At 71.6% G+C, this 16,010-nt stretch carries 19 protein-coding genes; 9 read left to right on the forward strand and 10 right to left on the reverse strand.

Translation table 11 applies throughout. The features are described 5' to 3' along the window. Positions 1-195: 195 nt before the first annotated feature. Complete coding sequence (locus MTQ12_RS05190; RefSeq protein ID WP_247424716.1) at positions 196-1,872, reverse strand: HNH endonuclease signature motif containing protein; 1,677 nt, start codon at positions 1,870-1,872, stop codon at positions 196-198. Positions 1,873-3,129: 1,257 nt separating this feature from the next. Here MTQ12_RS05190 and MTQ12_RS05195 point away from each other — a divergent pair. Continuing rightward, the gene (locus tag MTQ12_RS05195; protein ID WP_247424720.1) at positions 3,130-3,597 is read left to right on the forward strand and encodes a tRNA (cytidine(34)-2'-O)-methyltransferase; all 468 of its coding nucleotides are present in this window, start codon (positions 3,130-3,132) and stop codon (positions 3,595-3,597) included. Positions 3,598-3,841: 244 nt separating this feature from the next. Further along, a complete protein-coding gene (locus MTQ12_RS05200; RefSeq protein WP_247424723.1) occupies positions 3,842-4,666 on the forward strand; it encodes a PfkB family carbohydrate kinase in 825 nt (274 codons plus the stop codon). A gap of 97 nt (positions 4,667-4,763) precedes the next feature. On the opposite strand, the gene MTQ12_RS05205 is transcribed toward MTQ12_RS05200, so the two are convergent. Continuing rightward, complete coding sequence (locus tag MTQ12_RS05205) at positions 4,764-5,021, reverse strand: type B 50S ribosomal protein L31 (RefSeq protein ID WP_137319730.1); 258 nt, start codon at positions 5,019-5,021, stop codon at positions 4,764-4,766. 223 nt (positions 5,022-5,244) lie between these two features. Here MTQ12_RS05205 and MTQ12_RS05210 point away from each other — a divergent pair, with 223 nt between their 5' ends. Beyond that, on the forward strand, positions 5,245-5,796 hold the full coding sequence (locus MTQ12_RS05210; protein WP_247424727.1) for a YbaK/EbsC family protein: 552 nt from the start codon (positions 5,245-5,247) through the stop codon (positions 5,794-5,796). Between the two features lie 59 nt (positions 5,797-5,855). Here the strand turns inward: MTQ12_RS05210 and MTQ12_RS05215 are convergent, their stop codons facing one another. Then, the gene (locus MTQ12_RS05215) at positions 5,856-6,437 is read right to left on the reverse strand and encodes a TetR family transcriptional regulator (RefSeq protein WP_101650167.1); all 582 of its coding nucleotides are present in this window, start codon (positions 6,435-6,437) and stop codon (positions 5,856-5,858) included. A gap of 128 nt (positions 6,438-6,565) precedes the next feature. Here MTQ12_RS05215 and MTQ12_RS05220 point away from each other — a divergent pair, with 128 nt between their 5' ends. Further along, positions 6,566-6,967, forward strand: a complete 402-nt coding sequence (locus tag MTQ12_RS05220) for a VOC family protein (protein WP_101650165.1) — start codon at positions 6,566-6,568, stop codon at positions 6,965-6,967. A 16-nt stretch (positions 6,968-6,983) separates the two neighbouring features. Here MTQ12_RS05220 and MTQ12_RS05225 read toward each other — a convergent pair whose 3' ends face one another. From MTQ12_RS05225 to MTQ12_RS05240, 4 genes are read right to left on the reverse strand one after another with little or no spacing between them, the layout of a single operon-like run. Then, entirely contained in the window at positions 6,984-7,811 is an 828-nt protein-coding gene (locus MTQ12_RS05225) for a phosphatase (protein WP_247424731.1), read from the reverse strand. Continuing rightward, entirely contained in the window at positions 7,792-8,754 is a 963-nt protein-coding gene (locus MTQ12_RS05230; RefSeq protein ID WP_247424734.1) for an RNA methyltransferase, read from the reverse strand. Before MTQ12_RS05230 ends, MTQ12_RS05225 begins: the two co-directional genes overlap by 20 nt. Positions 8,755-8,761: 7 nt before the next feature. Further along, positions 8,762-9,628 (reverse strand): sulfite exporter TauE/SafE family protein, encoded by an 867-nt coding sequence (locus MTQ12_RS05235; RefSeq protein WP_247424737.1) that lies wholly within the window; start codon positions 9,626-9,628, stop codon positions 8,762-8,764. 11 nt (positions 9,629-9,639) lie between these two features. Beyond that, on the reverse strand, positions 9,640-10,425 hold the full coding sequence (locus tag MTQ12_RS05240) for an ABC transporter ATP-binding protein (protein WP_247424741.1): 786 nt from the start codon (positions 10,423-10,425) through the stop codon (positions 9,640-9,642). A 41-nt stretch (positions 10,426-10,466) separates the two neighbouring features. On the opposite strand from MTQ12_RS05240, the gene MTQ12_RS05245 reads away from it, so the two are divergent. Continuing rightward, complete coding sequence (locus MTQ12_RS05245) at positions 10,467-11,222, forward strand: hypothetical protein (RefSeq protein ID WP_247424743.1); 756 nt, start codon at positions 10,467-10,469, stop codon at positions 11,220-11,222. Positions 11,223-11,273: 51 nt separating this feature from the next. After that, positions 11,274-12,071: a phosphoserine phosphatase SerB gene (gene serB / locus MTQ12_RS05250; protein WP_175406963.1), complete on the forward strand. Its 798-nt coding sequence runs from the start codon at positions 11,274-11,276 to the stop codon at positions 12,069-12,071. 21 nt (positions 12,072-12,092) lie between these two features. Here serB and MTQ12_RS05255 read toward each other — a convergent pair whose 3' ends face one another. From MTQ12_RS05255 to fabG, 3 genes are read right to left on the reverse strand one after another with little or no spacing between them, the layout of a single operon-like run. Further along, positions 12,093-12,563, reverse strand: a complete 471-nt coding sequence (locus tag MTQ12_RS05255; protein WP_247424745.1) for a histidine phosphatase family protein — start codon at positions 12,561-12,563, stop codon at positions 12,093-12,095. A 5-nt stretch (positions 12,564-12,568) separates the two neighbouring features. Further along, a complete protein-coding gene (fabI, locus tag MTQ12_RS05260; RefSeq protein ID WP_137319738.1) occupies positions 12,569-13,327 on the reverse strand; it encodes an enoyl-ACP reductase FabI in 759 nt (252 codons plus the stop codon). A 58-nt stretch (positions 13,328-13,385) separates the two neighbouring features. Next, positions 13,386-14,096 carry a 3-oxoacyl-ACP reductase FabG gene (fabG, locus tag MTQ12_RS05265; RefSeq protein ID WP_137319739.1) on the reverse strand — a complete coding sequence of 237 codons (711 nt, stop codon included), beginning with the start codon at positions 14,094-14,096 and terminating at the stop codon, positions 13,386-13,388. A gap of 161 nt (positions 14,097-14,257) precedes the next feature. Between fabG and MTQ12_RS05270 the strand changes: the two genes are divergently transcribed. The 3 genes from MTQ12_RS05270 to MTQ12_RS05280 are packed head-to-tail and all read left to right on the forward strand — an operon-like array spanning position 14,258 to position 16,010. Further along, positions 14,258-14,773, forward strand: a complete 516-nt coding sequence (locus MTQ12_RS05270; protein ID WP_247424748.1) for a DUF3099 domain-containing protein — start codon at positions 14,258-14,260, stop codon at positions 14,771-14,773. Then, on the forward strand, positions 14,770-14,970 hold the full coding sequence (locus MTQ12_RS05275; RefSeq protein ID WP_247424751.1) for a hypothetical protein: 201 nt from the start codon (positions 14,770-14,772) through the stop codon (positions 14,968-14,970). Before MTQ12_RS05270 ends, MTQ12_RS05275 begins: the two co-directional genes overlap by 4 nt. After that, positions 14,970-16,010 carry an SURF1 family protein gene (locus MTQ12_RS05280; RefSeq protein ID WP_247424754.1) on the forward strand — a complete coding sequence of 347 codons (1,041 nt, stop codon included), beginning with the start codon at positions 14,970-14,972 and terminating at the stop codon, positions 16,008-16,010. The genes MTQ12_RS05275 and MTQ12_RS05280 overlap by 1 nt, the downstream gene beginning before the upstream one ends.

The raw sequence follows: 16,010 nt of genomic DNA on the forward strand, positions 1-16,010 counted from the left end.
CGAAGGGCATCCGGTCGCCGTTCGAACATACTCAGCTCTTCGCTCGCACGCGGCCAGGCCACCGTTCGAACGCGGCATGATCGCCGCACGAGCACAGCCCAGCCGCCACGGCACCAGCACACCGGCACCCACGCCCCGGCACCGGACCCCAGCCGGCAGCCGCCCGACCCCGATCCCCGATCCGCAGCCGCTGGGTCAGGCGGCAGCCTCGGCCTCGTCGCGCGGCAGACCGTCATCGTAGAGCCGGGCGGCGTCGAAGATCCAGCGGACGCACTCGTGGAGGTCGAAGCCCTCCCCGCCGCCGAGGGTGCAGATGCGCTCCGGGTGATTGGCGACCCGGTCGAAGTCGTCCCAGGACAGCCAGGCGGTATCGAACACCCCGACGTCATCCGTCTCGCTCCACGTCGGCATGAGCTCGGCGCCCGCGGCAGTGAAGACGAAGCCGACGCCGGGATGCCGATCGGTCCGCGCTGCGCCCCCATGAGCGTCGTCATCATGAGCGTCGTCATCATGAGCACCGCCGTCAGGAACCTCGCCCGCGCGCCGGGCGATGGACACACCGTGCTCATGGATCGCGATGTGGTGCGAGCGGCAGAGCAGGAGCATGTTGTCGAGGTCCGTCGGGCCGCCCTCGGACCACGGCCGGATGTGGTGCGCCTCGAGCAGCCGGGTGCGCGAGCAGCCGGGGAATCGGCAGCCGATGTCGCGCACCGCCAGGGCCCGCCGCTGGCGATGCGAGGCCAGGCGCTTCGTCCGCCCGAGGGCGAGCACGTCGCCGGAAGCATCGATGAGCGCACCCACGAGCGGCGATCCGCAGCTCAGCCGGCCGACGGTGGCGGCGGTCACCGCACCGAACCCCTCGATGCAGGCGACGTCGGCCTCCGGCACTGCGCGCAGCTCACTGCCGTCCACGCCCCCGGTCGGCTCATCGCCCGTGCCGCAGTGCGCTCCGACTGTCGCGCCGATGTTCGCGTCCTCTGCCTCGACCCGCCCCGCAGCGGATTCTGCGGCAGGATCCGCGCCGGCGACGGTCGCGATGGATGCGTGAACGTGCACCTCGGCCCGGCGGGACGACGTCCCGGCCTCCTCGCCGCTCCGCGATCCGATCCGGATGAGGTCGAGGAACCGGTCGACCCGGGAGATCGGCTCCGGCGCGGGTTCCTCCGCGCTCTCGCCGCCACCGGCCTCGCTGCTCATCCCCTCGCCCGCCTCGCCGCCCGCCCCTTCTCCCCGCGCCCGCCGGTGTGCGGTGGTGATCGTCCGGTCGACGGCCGCGTCCACCAGTGCCATGACCTCGGCGGCCTCGGCCTCGGGCAGCTCGATCGTGATCCGTGCGCGCCCGGCAGGGAGCGGCTCGATGCGGAACACGTCACCGGGGAGCTCCTTGACCACCCCGGCCGCGTCCGGCGCGATCCGCCGGAAGGTCGAGATCATCCGGGAGAGCTGCGCCGAGGTCGCGACCCGGCACATCCGCGCCGCCTCCGCCTCATCGATCCGACCCGCCAGCCGGGTGATCTCACGAACCTTCGAATACGACACCCGACCCTCCCCGAAGAGTCGGGTGACCTCAGGGAACTCGCGCAGGCCACGGGCGACCCGGATGTACTCCCGCGCGGTGTGCGGGGTCATCTCGCATGCGAACGCCACCCAGTGCCCGAAGCTCCGGATACCGACCCAGCCCTCCCAGGCGCCGTCCTGATCGATCCGGTCGAGGAGAGCGACGAACTGCGCCTGCGACTGGGTCATCTGCGCCGCGGCACTGCGGATCCGACGGACGAGTTCGGCACGTTCATCCGGGTCGTCGCCGGATTCCCATTCCTCGGGCGCCTCGGACGCAGGCGCCGCTGTCCCGTCCCCCGTCCGCTCCGACATCGGACCGACGGCGCACTCCGCCGTCTCACCTGCAGCTCGATCCGCTGCCTGACTTCGAGCTTGCTCCGCCGTCCGGTCAGCATCGGGCACCTCCCCACCACGTCTCATATCCTCGGCCTCGTCCATCCCGTTCGCATGCGCGCTCAGCCCGTGCCCATGAGGCGCCGGCGTCAGTAATGCGGCATTCCCCGGCACCCCACTGCTCCCCATCGGCCGTGCATCTTCCGCCGTCGGTGCTCTCATCGTGATCTCCTCCTTCGGGTGGGCAACGCAGCCCAGTCTTCTCGAGATGAGAACACGCTATCGGCAGGCACTGACACGGGTTCGATTACGCCGTTCTATTACAGTTCTACTGCTCGATACGGCATCGGTGCCTCGCGGCTCCACCGGGAGGTCATCGAATCAGCGCGCGGTCCTCAATCGTCACGCGCCTCGCCCCGGCGCCCCGGATACCCCGCCGGCCACGCCCAGACGACCGACCCGGTCCCGAAGTGATTGCCCACCTCGTCCTCATCCAGCGGGGCACCCACCCATGAGAGCCGCCGGAGCCCTCGCGTGAGGGCAGCACTTCTCCGGATCCGAAATCACAGCACTGTTCCCGCTGTGACGTCCCCGTCCAACCGGCCGCGTGCATTCCATCGGCGCCCGGCACAGGCCCTCGCCGTCACCCCGCTGTGACGTCCCCACCGTGACGCCCTACGTGCTTTCACGTCCCTGCGGTGACGTCCTCGCCTTCACGTCCCCGCTGTGACGTCGCGAAGCGAGCACCACACTGGAAGCAGCCAGAATCGACCGGGATGCTCAACGGCGGCTCGAACCGGACGCTTCACTCCGAATGGACGTCACAGCGGGGACGTCATAGTGAGTCACCACGACACCCGACCGGCATGACGACCAACCGGCGCGGCACCGAACCGGCATCGCAGAGAACTGATACCGCAGCGGAGGGCACGATATCGAGCTGCACCAGGGAGGGCCGGGATCGCGATGAGTCGACGTCCCAGCAGGGACGCCCGGCCCTGCAGGGACGCCCGGCCCTGCAGGGACGCCCGGCCCTGCAGGGACGCCCGGCCCTGCAGGGACGCCCGGCCCTGCAGGGACGCCTGGCCCTGCAGGGACGCCCCCATCGCCCCATCTGCCCCGCCTGCCGCACCTCGGCACTCGGTGCCACCGCTCCCGCCCCGAACCGGACCCGTCCGGACCGATGCGCACTCCCATCCCGGCTCGCAGCGCCCGCGCGCATACACTGGGCCGGTGATGAATCTCAGCATCGTGTTCTGCACCCCCGAGATCCCGGGCAACACCGGCAACGCGATCCGCCTGGCCGCGGTCACCGGCGCGCACCTGCACCTCGTCGAGCCCCTCGGCTTCGACCTCTCCGACGCCAAGCTGCGCCGCGCCGGACTCGACTACCACGACCTCGCGCACGTCACCGTCCACCCGGACTTCGACGCCCTGTGGGACACGCTCGGGGACCGCCGCGTCATCGCCTTCACCGCCCAGTCCGACACCGCGTTCCACACCGTCGAGTACACGGGCGACGACGTGCTCCTGTTCGGCCGCGAGTCCGTCGGACTCCCCGCCGAGGTGCTCGCCGACAACCATGTCGACCTCACCGTGCGCATCCCGATGCAGCCGTCCCGACGCTCGCTCAACCTCGCGAACTCCGCCTCGATCGCGGTGTACGAGGCGTGGCGCCAGCTCGGCTACCCCGGCGGCACCTGAGCCCGCACACCCCGCCCGGCGAGACCAGTGCGCATCGACGACACGTGCGCTCCACTCGGAACGGTCCGCACCCACTCGGATCACTGCTCACCGCCCACTCGGATCACGGCTCACCGATCACCGTGTGCACTGCGGACTGAGGAGTACAGTGGATCCATCGTGCACCGCGCGCACGGCTCCGCGCCGTCGCACCTCGCACCTCCAGCACCGCACCCCACTGCCCCACCACGGAAGGATCCACCTCATGATCGCTCGTGCCCTCACGGTCGCCGGCTCGGACGTCTCCGGCGGCGCGGGCCTGGCCGCCGACCTCAAGATGTTCGAGGAGTACGGCGTGTTCGGCACCGCCGCCGTGACGTGCATCGTCACCTTCGACCCCGAGGACGGGTTCAACCACGTCATCGAGTTCATCGAGCCCGAGGTCGTCAACCGCCAGCTCGACTCCGCGCTCGCCGTCCACGACTTCGACGTCATCAAGTCCGGCATGCTCGGCTCCGTCGACTCCGCGCTCGTCCTCGCCGAGCGCCTGCGCGACAACCACCTGCCCTACGTGTTCGACCCGGTCCTCGTGTGCAAGGGCGCGGGCACCATGGTCGACCTCAAGGACCTCTTCGTCGAGAACCTCGTCCCGCTCGCCACGGTGATCACCCCGAACCTCGAGGAGGCCGCGACCCTGACCGGCACGGCCGAGCTCACGAGCGTCGAGGACATGGTCGAGGCGGCCCGGGCGATCCACGCGATGGGTGCGAAGAACGTCGTCGTCAAGGGCGGCGCCCGCCTCGCCGGCGAGGATGCGGTCGACGTGCTGTTCGACGGCGAGTCGGTCACGGTGTTCGCCACGAAGAAGGTCAACGACCACCTCGTCAACGGCGCCGGCTGCTCGTTCGCCTCGGCGATCGCCGCGGGGCTGGCCACCGGACTCGCCGTGCCCGAGGCGGTCGCGCGGGCCAAGGAGACCGTCGCCCACGGCATCGCCGCGGCGATCGAGAACGCGACCGGCGTCCGCTCGCTCCTCCACCCCGCCGTCCGCTGCTTCCCGCACGCGGACATCACCGTCACGCGCAGCTGAGCGGCCGCCGCACCCGCTCGGTGCACAGCCGTCGGCGGTGAATAGCGCAGGGCCCCGGGATTCGATCCCGGGGCCCTGCGCTCGTCTCAGGCGTGCGTCACTTGCGCTTGCCGAAGCCCTTGTAGCGGTCCTTGAACTTCTCGACGCGGCCGGCGGAGTCGAGGATGCGCTGCTTGCCGGTGTAGAACGGGTGCGAGGCCGAGGAGATCTCGACGTCGATGAGCGGGTAGGTGTTCCCGTCCTCCCACTCGATGGTCTTGTCGCTCTTCACGGTGGAGCGGGTGAGGAACTTGGTGCCGGAGGAGAGGTCGTTGAACACGACGACGTCGTACTCCGGGTGGATGTCCTTCTTCATGAATGTCCTTCGCGTTGAATTACTGAGAGCTCTGATGCGGATCCTCATCCGCCTGCCAGTGCTCAAATTCGTGTGCTCGGATCCTGCTCGGATCCGGTCCGGTCCCACGGAGGACCGACGATCCACTATACCGGACGCGTCGAACCGGAGCGAACCCGAACACGCCGACCGATCATGACACCGCGCCTGCACCCGCACGCACGTCTGTCCTATCGTGGGGACCATGACCTGGAGCATCCTGCCCGACACCGTGACCGCCGTGCCTGCCAGCGACACCCCCGAGCTCGTCGCCGCCCCCACCGCCGAGGCGCTCGCCGCCCTCCCGGCGGATCTCACCGCCGAGGTGTTCCCCATCGACCCGGAGCTCGCGGACACCGCGGCCCTCACCGAGGCCTACGGCCTGGCCCCGGAGCACTCCGCGAACTGCGTCCTCGTCGCCGGCACCCGCGCCGGGGACGAGCGCATCGCCGCCTGCCTCGTGCTCGCCCACACCCGCGCCGACGTCAACAAGCGGGTCCGCAAGCTCCTCGACGTCCGCAAGGCCTCGTTCCTGCCGATGGACCGGGCGGTCGAGGAATCGGGCATGGAGTATGGGGGCATCGGGCCGATCGGCCTGCCGGAGGGCTACCGGCTGCTCGTCGACTCCCGAGTCATCGCGGCCGACCAGGTGATCATCGGCTCGGGCATCCGGGGCTCGAAGATCATCCTCCCCGGGTCCGAGGTCGCGCGCCTCCCCGGCGCCGAGGTGATCGAGGACCTCGCGCTCGAGGTCTGAGTCCGGAGATTCCGCCCGGACGTACGCCGGAACGGGGACCGGCGCAGGGGACGCCGCGCTCAGCCCGCCTCGACGCCGCGCAGGAGCTGGTCGAGCGCTGCGTGCGCCTGCTCCCGGGCCGTACTCGCGCCGGAGCTGCGCGACACCCAGAGCGCGAGCTCGTTCATCGCCCCGGACAGCCCGGCCGCGATCGCCTCGCGTCGTCCCTCCGGCACCCCGGCCGCAGTGAGCGCATCGGACAGGTGCGCTCCCGCATGCTCGGCATCGAGTCGCCGCCACTCGTCCCAGCCGAGCGCCGCCGGCGCATCGACGAGGAGGATGCGCGCCGCGGAGACCGAGGTGATGGCGTCGAGGAAGGCATGCGAGCCGGCGCTCAGCTGCCGGAACGGGTCGGCCCCGGCCTGCTCGGCCGCTTCCACGACCGCTTCGGCCACCCGCGACTGCAGGTGTGCGGCGACCGCGTGGAACAGCCCTGCCCTGTTCCGGTAGTGGTGGTAGACCGCGCCGCGCGTCACCCCCGCATCACTCGCCACGTCTTCGAGCGCGACCTGCGCGAATCCCTCGCGCGCGAAGAGGGATTCGGCGGAGGCACGGATCTGTTTCGCGGTGCGGAGCGCATCGGTGACAGAGGCACGGGGCATCGACAGTTCCTTTACGTACACGGTGTATGTATGCTGAACACGTTACGTACACAGTGTACGTAACACCGGCGCATCCGTCACCGGATCCTCCGGTCCACCCGACCCCGCATCCCCGCGAGGAGACCCTCATGACCGTCACCGGCTGCTACCCAGTCCTCATGACCCCCGATGTCGCCCGGACGGCAGCCTTCTACCGGGAGGTGCTCGGCTTCACCCCGACGTTCGCCGCGGACTGGTACGTGAGCATGCGGCTCGGCGACCACGAGCTCGCCGTGCTCCGCTTCGACCACCCCACCGTTCCCGAACCCTTCCGGGCGGTCCCGCGCGGCATCATCGTCAACATCGAGGTCGACGACGTCGACGCCGTGCACGAGCGCCTGACACGGGAGCACGGGCTCACCCCGGTCCTCCCACTGCGCGACGAGGACTTCGGTCAGCGGCACTTCATCGTCGCCGGCCCGGACGAGGTGCTCGTCGACATCATCCAGCCCATCGAGCCGAGCCCGGAGTTCGCCGCCGCCTTCGCCTAGAGCACGCCGCCTTCACCTAGAGCGCGATCCCCTCGGCGGGGAGGCCGGCGCGCTGCAGGATGAACTCGATGAGCGGCAGATAGAGCTGCGGCTCGATGTCGTCGTCGAGCGGGACGGCGACCTCGACCTGGCCCTGCGCCTCGGCGACGAACAGGGCCGGATCGTTGCAGTCGGCGAAGCCGATCGCACGCAGGCCCCGCCCGCCGGCGTACCCGGCCCAGCCGTGGTCGGCGACGACGAGGTCCGGCGGTGCCTCGCCGCGGCGGCTGAGCTCGGCCAGCAGATGCGCCACCGGTTCGGGCGAGTGGGTGTGCGGTACGCCGCCGTGCTGGTGCCAGACCCATACCCCGCCGAGGTGCCGGACGTCTCCCCCATCGGTGTCGACGGTGATCGGTCCGGTGGCGCGAACGACCTCGGCCCCGGCGGCCTCCGCGGCCCGGGCGAAGGCCTGGTGGACGGGCACCATGCCGGCCGGGTGTCCGGAGCCGAAGAGGATCCGCCCGCCGCCGCGCGCGACCTCGCCGAGCACCGCCGCGAAGCGCGCGGAGGCCGCGAGGCACAGTGCGGTCGAGATCGTGTCCTGACCGGCGGTGTGCGCCCGATCTGCGGAGATCCCGACCCGGTCGACCATGAGGTCGAAGACCGCGTCGTAGTCCCAGTCGCGGGTGAGCGGCACGCCGAAGTGGAAGTGCGTCTCCTGGTCGAGGAACCGCTGGATGTGGGACAGGTTGCCCTCGCGCGGCGTGCCGACCTCCCCGGTGATCCGAGCGGCCTCGAGGGCGCGGGTGAGCTCCGGCGCGGTCTGCTCAGCCGGATCGGTGCGGTCAGTTCGTCGGTTCTGCATCGTCGTCTCCGGGATTCGCTCGGATGGTCTCGCTCGATCGCTGAGTCTCGCTCTGCGGCGTGTCCACGCTCGGCTGCAGCGCGTAGCAGGCCACAGCCGTCGCGGCGGCGACGTTGAGCGAGTCGACGCCGTGGCCCATGGGGATGAGGACGGTCGAGCGCGCCGCCGCGATCGTCCTGCGCTGCAGTCCGTCGCCCTCGGTGCCCATGATGAGCGCAGTGCGCTCCGGAGCCCGCGCGGCGAACTCCCGCAGCGGCACCGAGTCGTCCTCGAGCGCGAGCGCGGCGGTGTGGAAGCCGAGCTCGTGGAGCCGGTCGATGTCGGCCGGCCAGGAGTCGAGACGCGTCCACGGGACCTGGAACACCGTGCCCATCGACACCCGGATCGCCCGGCGGTAGAGCGGGTCGGCGCTGCGCGGGGTGATGAGCACGGCATCGACGCCCAGGCCCGCTGCGGAGCGGAAGATCGCGCCGAGGTTCGTGTGGTCGACGATGTCCTCGACCACGACGACCCGCCGGGCATCCGCGAGCACCTCGGCGAGCGCGGGGAGCACCGGGCGGTGCACCGCGGCGAGCGCGCCCCGGTGGAGGTGGTAGCCGGTGAGCTGCTCGACGACGGCGTCCTCGCCGATGAACACCGGCGCGTGGGTCCCGGCGATGATCCCGGTGAGCGCGGCGAACCACTTGCGGGTCATGAGGAAGGAGCGCGGCACGTGGCCGGCGGCGATGGCGCGCTCGATGATCTTCGAGCTCTCGGCGATGAAGAGGCCCCGCTCGGGCTCGCGCAGCGTGCGCAGACGCACATCGGTGAGCCGGGTGTAGTCGGCGACGGCCGGGTCGTCGGCGGAGGTGAAGAACCGGATCCGCTCGGGTCCGATGCCCGCGGATTGAGCGAGTGCGAGGATCTGCGCATCGGTGAGCGCCGGCTTGCGCGGGGTGTTCATGCGCCGCTCACATCTGCAGGATGCGCCACAGCGCGACGAGACCGAGTGCGACGATGATCGCACGGAGCAGCACCGGGCTGAACCGGCGTCCGATGCGCGCCCCGAAGTAGCCGCCGATGAGCGAGCCGATGGCGATGAGGAGCACCGCGAGCCAGTTGATCCGATCGAAGCCGACGATGATGTACACCGCGGCGGCCACGGAGTTGACCACGAGGACGAGGACGTTCTTCGCGCCGTTGAGGCGCTGCAGCGGCTCCGGGAGCAGGAGGCCGAGGAGCGCGATGAGGATGATCCCCTGTGCGGCGGCGAAGTAGCCGCCGTAGATCGCGGTGAGGAACACCGCGAGCACGACGGCGAGCATCCGGCCGGTCGACAGCGCCGGCGGGCCGGGCGTCGCACCGGGCACAGCAGCGGCTCCGGCCGGTACCTCGGCGCCTGCGCCTCCGGCGGTCTCCCCCGTCGCCCCGTGGGCGTCCGCCCGCTTCGCCTTGCGCGCCTTGAGGTGCCGCTGGAGCGCCGGCTGCCCGACGACGAGCACGAGCGCGAACACGAGGAGCACCGGGACGATGGTGATGAAGGAGTCTTCGGGCAGGTGGAGCAGCAGGTACGAGCCGAGCAGGGCACCGGCGACGGAGGCGGGCAGGAGCTGGAGCAGGCGCTTCCCCTGTCCGCGGAGCTCCTCGCGGTAGCCGAAGGAGGAGGCGATGTTGCCGGGGATGAGGCCCACGGCGTTGCTCATCGTCGCCGTCACCGGCGGCACGCCGAAGGCGACGAGTGCCGGGAAGGTGATGAGGGTGCCCGAGCCGACGATCGCGTTGATCGTGCCCGCACCGAGTCCGGCGAGCAGCACGAGGGCCGCTTCGAGGACGGTCATGCAGCAGCCATTCAGCCGCGCGCCCGCGCGTGGTAGCGCCCGCCCTCGCGCCCGAGTGTGACCTCGGTGCCGAAGGTGGTGCTGAGGTTCTCCGAGGTCAGCGTCGAGTCGATCTCGCCGGCGGCCACAGCGGCGCCGTCCTTGAGGAGGAGCGCGTGGGTGACGCCGGTGGGGATCTCCTCGACGTGGTGGGTGACCATGACCGTCGTCGGCGCGTACTTCCCGTCGAGGATCTCGCCGAGCGCCTGGAGGAGCTCCTCGCGCCCGCCGAGGTCGAGGCCGGAGGCCGGTTCGTCGAGGAGCAGGAGCTCGGGATCGGTCATGAGGGAGCGGGCGATCTGCACGCGCTTGCGCTCGCCCTCGGACAGGCTGCCGAAGGGCCGGTCGGCGAAGCGTTCGACGGCGAAGGCGGAGAGGAGATCGCGCGCCCGGTCGAGATCGAGCTCGTCGTACTCCTCGCGCCACCGGCCGAGCACGCCGTAGGCGGCGGTGAGGATGATGTCGGTGACCTTCTCCGAGCCGGGGATCCGGGCGGCCAGCGCCGAGGAGGTGTAGCCGATGCGCGGGCGCAGCTCGAACACGTCGACCCGGCCGAGGCGCTCCCCGAGGATGTCGACCCGGCCCGAGGTCGGGTGCATGCGCCCGGCGGCGAGCTCGAGGAAGGTCGTCTTGCCGGCGCCGTTGGGGCCGAGCACCACCCAGTGCTGCCCCTCGGAGACCTCGAGGGACAGTCCGCTGAGCAGGAAGTTCGTCCCCCGCCGGACGTGGACGTCTGCAAATTCCAGCACATCGCTCATAGTGCAGACTCTAGCGCACACGGTGCGCTAGATTGTGGCGGATGGACACCGCACTGGCGACCCTCCTCACCTCGCTCACGGTCGATGCCGCGCTCGCCGGCCGGCTCTCCCCCGATGACTGCGCGCAGGTGCTGCTCGACGCCGGGATGCCGGTTCCGCTCGTACTCGAGGACGCCGTCTACGACTCCGACCCGCCGACCGGCCTGCTGCTCCTCCTCCCGGCCCTGCGCGCCCGCCGGGTCGACCGGCTGCGCCTGGCGCTGCTCCACCCGACCTTCCCGTCCGCGGTGCCGCGGGTGGAGAAGTCCGCGCGCCGCACCCTCGCCCGCGCCACCGCGGTCGCCGTCACCGAATCGTCCGGCGTGTCCGATGCGGTGCTCGTCCTCGACGGGGAGGCCAACCTCCGGGTGCTCGCGTGCGCCCGGGTGCCCTACGCCCCGCTCGACGTCCGCAGCGTGCCCGAGGCGGCCCGCACCCTGCGCGAGACCGTGATGGAGGGTCTCGCCCTCGTCGAGGCGCTCGGCGACGGCGTCCCGGCGGAGATGCGCAACCTCCAGTGGCGGGACTGGCAGGCGGACATGAGCGCGGCCGCCCCGCGCGCCGAGCTCACCGGTCTGCTCACCCGGCCCGAGCAGGCCCCGCTGCTCCACGCCGCTCTCGACATCCATCACGCGATGTCGCCCGTCCTGGCACCTGCGACCGTGGGGCCCGCGGAGTTCGGCGACATGCTCGCCCGCCTCCACCGCGCGGCGGCCGCCGTGGTCACCGCGGTGAGCCGCGACAACGGGATCGGGTGACACGCGACTGCAGGGGAACCGTTCGGCCGGCGACTCCGTAGAATCGCTGTCATGCACAGGATCAGCCTCATCCACCCCGCCGGCGCCGACTGGACCGTGAGCTCGCGCCTCGTCGATGCCGGTGGTCTGGAGACCATCGTCGCCGCCGAGTCCGCCGCCCACCCGGATGCGGACGTGTTCGTCGTGCCCGAGGCGCTGAGTGAGGCCCCGCCGCAGCTCGTCCTCATGGACGTCGACTCGACCTTCCTCAACGAGGAGGTCATCGAGCTCATCGCCGAGCACGCCGGGGTCCGCGAGGAGGTCGCCCGGATCACCGACGAGGCGATGCGCGGGGAGCTCGACTTCGCCGCGAGCCTGCGCGCGCGGGTCGCCGCGCTCGCCGGGCTCCCGGAGTCCGTGCTCGCCGAGGTGCGCGAGCAGGTCACGCTGACCGCGGGCGTGCCGGAGCTCGTTGCCGCGGTGCAGGGTGCCGGCGGGGTGGTCGCGCTCGTGTCCGGTGGGTTCGCCGAAGTCGTCGTGCCGGTCGCCGCGGAGCTCGGGATCGCCGAGGTGCTCGCGAATCGACTCGCGGTGCGCGACGGCCTGCTCAGCGGTGAGGTCGACGGTCCGATCATCGACCGGCGGGCGAAGGCCGACCAGCTGCGCGTGCTGTGCGAGCGGCTCGACATCGATCCGGCGCGCACCGTGGCGATCGGCGACGGGGCGAACGATGCGGAGATGGTCGAGGCCGCCGGCTTCGGGATCGCGTTCTGCGCCAAGCCGGCGCTCGCCGAGGTCGCCGACGCCGCGCTCACCGTGCGGCGGATGGATGCCGTGTGGGCCGCGCTGACCGGGGAGCCGATCGGCTGACGGCCGGGGCCGGTGCGCCGGTCAGTCCTTGAAGTTCCGGATCTCCGGCGGCGGATAGTCGCCGGGGGCCAGCCCCCAGCGCGGGAGGTCGAACACCGCGATCGAGCTCGGGCGGAAGCGCCGCGGCACCCCGAGCGCGGGGCACAGGTGGCCGATGACGGCGCTCACCGTCGGCTCGTGCCCGACGACGTACGCCCCGGTCGCCGATTCCGGGATCGAGTCGATGATCTCGAGCCAGGCGTCGATGTCGGCCTCGTAGAGCGCCCGATCGGTGTGGAGCACCGGTGCGTCCGCGAGGGCGCGGGCGACGGCCTCGCCGGTCTGCACGGTGCGCAGCGCGGCGGAGGCGACGAGGTGCGTGAGCGGGTACCGGGTGAGGTGCTCGCCCGCCGCGGCCGCCTCGGCGGAGCCCGCCTCGGTGAGCGGCCGATCGAAGTCGGCCACCGGGGGGCGCGCGGCGGTGGCGTGGCGGGCGAGCACCAGGTGGGGCACGGGTGTCAGGCCCCGGTGGCGTGGAGTCCGCCGTCGACGTGGACCATCTCGCCCGTCGTCGCCGGGAACCAGTCGGAGAGCAGCGCGACGATCGCCTTGCCGGCCGGCTCGGTGTCGGTCTGCTCCCAGCCGAGCGGGGCGCGGGTGCCCCACACGTCCTCGAACGCGTCGAAGCCGGGGATCGACTTCGCGGCGGTCGTCTTGAGCGGGCCGGCGGAGACGAGGTTGACGCGGATGCCGTCGCCGCCGAGGTACTTCGCGAGGTAGCGCGAGGTCGACTCGAGCGCGGCCTTCGCCACGCCCATCCAGTCGTAGGCCGGCCAGGCGACGGTCGCGTCGAAGGTCAGGCCGACGACGCCGGCGCCGCGGTTGAGCACCGGGCGGGCGGCGACGGTGATCGCCTTGAGCGAGTACGCGGAGACGTGGACGGCGTTCGACACCGATTCGAAGGGGGTGTCGAGGAAGACGCCGCCGAGCGCGTCCTTGGGGGCGAAGGCGATCGCGTGGACGATCCCGTCGATGTTCCCGCCGAGCCGCTCGGGCAGCGCGGCGAGGTCGTCCTCGTTCGTCGCGTCGAGCTCGATGACCTGCGCGGGCTGCGGCAGCCGCTCGGCGATGACCGAGGTGATCTTCATCTGCCGGCCGAACGAGGAGAGGATGACCTCAGCCCCCTGCTCCTGGGCCAGGCGGGCGGCCGCGAAGGCGATCGAGGCCTCCGTGAGCACGCCGGTGACGAGGATGCGCTTGCCGTCGAGAATTCCCATGATGTTGTCTTCCTCTCGCGTGGAGTACGCGGTGTGCGTGTGGACTCGGTGTGCGGTGTCAGTGTCCCATGCCCAGGCCGCCGTCGACCGGGATGACGGCGCCGGAGATGTAGGAGGCCTCGTCCGAGGCGATCCAGCGGACCACGGCGGCGACCTCCTCGGCCTCGGCGAAGCGCTTGGCGGGGATCGTCGCGAGGTATTCCTTCTGCTGCTTCTCCGGCAGCTCATCGGTCATCTCGGTGCGGACGAACCCGGGGGCGACGACGTTCGCGGTGATTCCGCGGGCGCCGACCTCGCGGGTGATCGAGCGGGCGAGGCCGACGAGTCCGGCCTTCGAGGACGAGTAGTTCGCCTGGCCGGCGACGCCGTAGAGCCCGGACACCGAGGAGATGAGCACGATGCGGCCCTTCTTCGCCCGGATCATCCCGGTGATCGCGCGCTTGACGGTGCGGAAGGCGCCGCCGAGGTTCGTGTCGATCACGGCGTCGAAGTCCTCGTCGGACATCCGCATGAGGAGGGTGTCGCGGGTGATCCCGGCGTTCGCGACGACGACCTCGACCGGGCCGAGCTCCCCCTCGATCCGCGTGAACGCGGCGTCGAGGGAGTCCGGGTCGGTGACGTCGGCGGACACCGCCAGCGCGCCGTCGGGGGCGTCGCCGTTCCGCGAGGTCACGGCCACCTTCTCACCGGCGGCGAGGAACGCCTCGGCGATCTTCCGCCCGATCCCCCGGTTGCCACCGGTGACGAGTACTACGCGCGAATCCGACACTGTCGCTCTCCTTGTTCGCCGACTGCTGCAGGCCGCCCGAGGGCGGGTCTCCAACCTAACGCACCTGCGCGCTCCATGAGTACGCCGCCGACAATCGGGGAGTATGCTTTTGTAGCCAGGAGCACGCGCGCGCGTGCCTCACCCCCGAGTGCTGGAAGGCCATGGCCCACAGGACGCACGCCCAACGGATCACCGAGGCCGAGGTGTCCCATGAGCAGGACATCCACACGCGGACCGTGCGATACCTCATCTCGATGGGGATCCGCATGCTCTGCTTCCTCCTCGCGGTCCTCACCCCGAGCCCCTGGCGGTGGTTCTTCGCCGCCGGCGCGATCGTGCTGCCGTGGGTCGCGGTGCTCATCGCGAATGCGGCGCGCGCCCGCGGCACCGAATCCGGCGGCGCGGTCATCGACTCCGCTCCGCTCGAGGCGCTGGCACCGGGGCCGGTGGATGGTCCCCGGTCAGGCACCGATGATGCCGGAGCCGGGGCCGAGGCGCCCGCCGCGCCCGCGGCGACCGCCGCGGACGGGGTGTACGACGGGGAGATCATCGATGGCGAGGTCATCGACGGCGACACTGCTCAGTCCGGCGACTCCGACAGCGCCCCTGATGCCGGGGACCCCGACGCCGGGCGATACGGTGGGACGAACGAGGGGAACGGAGGAAGACGGCGATGACGTGCTCGGCGAAGGCGTGCACCCGGACCGCGGAGTTCGCGCTGCTGTGGAACAACCCGCGCATCCACACCCCGGAGCGGCGCAAGGTCTGGCTCGCCTGCCCGGACCACCGCACGCACCTCCACGAGTACCTGCAGATCCGCAGCCTGCTCCGTGACGACGTCCCCGTCGCCGAGATCCCGGAGGGCGCCGGCTGATGGCCGAGCCCACGCCCCAGCCCGTTCCCCCGCCCGCCGAGCGCGGCGGCTACCGCTTCGTCCTCTCCGCACGCTGGCTGCGCTACATCGCGCTCGCGATCGTCGCCGCGGTCGCCTGCGGATTCCTCGCGAACTGGCAGGACCACCGCCGTGCCGCGCGGGATGCGGAGATCGAGCGGATCGAGACGAACTACCACGGCGCGGCCCGGCCGCTTCCGGAGGTCCTCCCCGACCGCACCGCCCCTCTGCCCGTCGACGCCGAGTGGGCGAAGGTCGCCGTCACCGGCAGCTACGACCCCGGGGCGACGGTGCTCGCACGCAACCGGAGCCTGCAGAACCAGGCCGGCTTCTACGTCGTCGTCCCGCTCGTGCTCGACTCCGGGGACACGATCGCCGTGGTCCGCGGCTGGGTGCCGACGACGAGCGAGGGATCCGCCCCCGACCCCACCGCTCTCCCCGCACCGCCGGCCGGCGAGGTCGACGTCGAGATGTGGCTGCGCCCGCGCCAGGACGCGAGCGGCGACTCCAATCCCCCGGGCCTGATCCGCGCGATCGACCCCGATGCCATCCCGGGCATGGATTCCCCCGTGACCGAGGCCTACGGGCAGCTCAGTGCCGAGGACCCGGCCCCCGCCGACGACGGCCTCACTCCCCTGCCACCGCCGAGCACCGATCCCGGCTCCCACCTGTCCTACACGTTCCAGTGGATCGTGTTCGGGATCATGATCCTCGCCGGCGTCGTCTACGCCGCCCGCCGGGAGAAGCGCGCACTCGACGCCGCACGCAGCGAGGAGGCCGCGGACGCCGCACCGACCGAGTACGTCGTCGTCGACAAGGCCGCCCTCACCCGCGGCGGCCGGCGCTCCGCCGGCGCGAGCACGGGAGGCGGGCGCTACGGGGAAGGCAGGACGACGCGGCCCGGCCGGGCGGCTCCCCGGAGCCCGCAGTCGTCCCGGAGCAAGCAGTCGTCCCGGAGCCCGCAGCGGCAGCGGACCGAGGAGGAGCTCGAGGACGCCCTCCTCGACTCCCAGGGCTACTGA

The sequence above is a fragment of the Brevibacterium sp. R8603A2 genome (assembly GCF_023072605.1).
In the GTDB taxonomy this organism is placed as follows: domain Bacteria; phylum Actinomycetota; class Actinomycetes; order Actinomycetales; family Brevibacteriaceae; genus Brevibacterium; species Brevibacterium pityocampae.

Bases quoted from the DNA above. Each gene is read 5' to 3' on its own strand.
- fabI (WP_137319738.1), bottom strand. From the start codon at position 13,327: ATGGGAATTCTCGACGGCAAGCGCATCCTCGTCACCGGCGTGCTCACG.
- MTQ12_RS05280 (WP_247424754.1), top strand. From the start codon at position 14,970: ATGGCCGAGCCCACGCCCCAGCCCGTTCCCCCGCCCGCCGAGCGCGGC.
- MTQ12_RS05210 (WP_247424727.1), top strand. From the start codon at position 5,245: ATGACCTGGAGCATCCTGCCCGACACCGTGACCGCCGTGCCTGCCAGC.
- MTQ12_RS05215 (WP_101650167.1), bottom strand. From the start codon at position 6,437: ATGCCCCGTGCCTCTGTCACCGATGCGCTCCGCACCGCGAAACAGATC.
- MTQ12_RS05220 (WP_101650165.1), top strand. From the start codon at position 6,566: ATGACCGTCACCGGCTGCTACCCAGTCCTCATGACCCCCGATGTCGCC.
- MTQ12_RS05235 (WP_247424737.1), bottom strand. From the start codon at position 9,628: ATGACCGTCCTCGAAGCGGCCCTCGTGCTGCTCGCCGGACTCGGTGCG.
- MTQ12_RS05200 (WP_247424723.1), top strand. From the start codon at position 3,842: ATGATCGCTCGTGCCCTCACGGTCGCCGGCTCGGACGTCTCCGGCGGC.
- MTQ12_RS05190 (WP_247424716.1), bottom strand. From the start codon at position 1,872: ATGTCGGAGCGGACGGGGGACGGGACAGCGGCGCCTGCGTCCGAGGCG.
- MTQ12_RS05245 (WP_247424743.1), top strand. From the start codon at position 10,467: ATGGACACCGCACTGGCGACCCTCCTCACCTCGCTCACGGTCGATGCC.
- MTQ12_RS05275 (WP_247424751.1), top strand. From the start codon at position 14,770: ATGACGTGCTCGGCGAAGGCGTGCACCCGGACCGCGGAGTTCGCGCTG.
- MTQ12_RS05225 (WP_247424731.1), bottom strand. From the start codon at position 7,811: ATGCAGAACCGACGAACTGACCGCACCGATCCGGCTGAGCAGACCGCG.
- serB (WP_175406963.1), top strand. From the start codon at position 11,274: ATGCACAGGATCAGCCTCATCCACCCCGCCGGCGCCGACTGGACCGTG.
- MTQ12_RS05205 (WP_137319730.1), bottom strand. From the start codon at position 5,021: ATGAAGAAGGACATCCACCCGGAGTACGACGTCGTCGTGTTCAACGAC.
- MTQ12_RS05270 (WP_247424748.1), top strand. From the start codon at position 14,258: ATGGCCCACAGGACGCACGCCCAACGGATCACCGAGGCCGAGGTGTCC.
- MTQ12_RS05195 (WP_247424720.1), top strand. From the start codon at position 3,130: ATGAATCTCAGCATCGTGTTCTGCACCCCCGAGATCCCGGGCAACACC.
- MTQ12_RS05240 (WP_247424741.1), bottom strand. From the start codon at position 10,425: ATGAGCGATGTGCTGGAATTTGCAGACGTCCACGTCCGGCGGGGGACG.
- MTQ12_RS05230 (WP_247424734.1), bottom strand. From the start codon at position 8,754: ATGAACACCCCGCGCAAGCCGGCGCTCACCGATGCGCAGATCCTCGCA.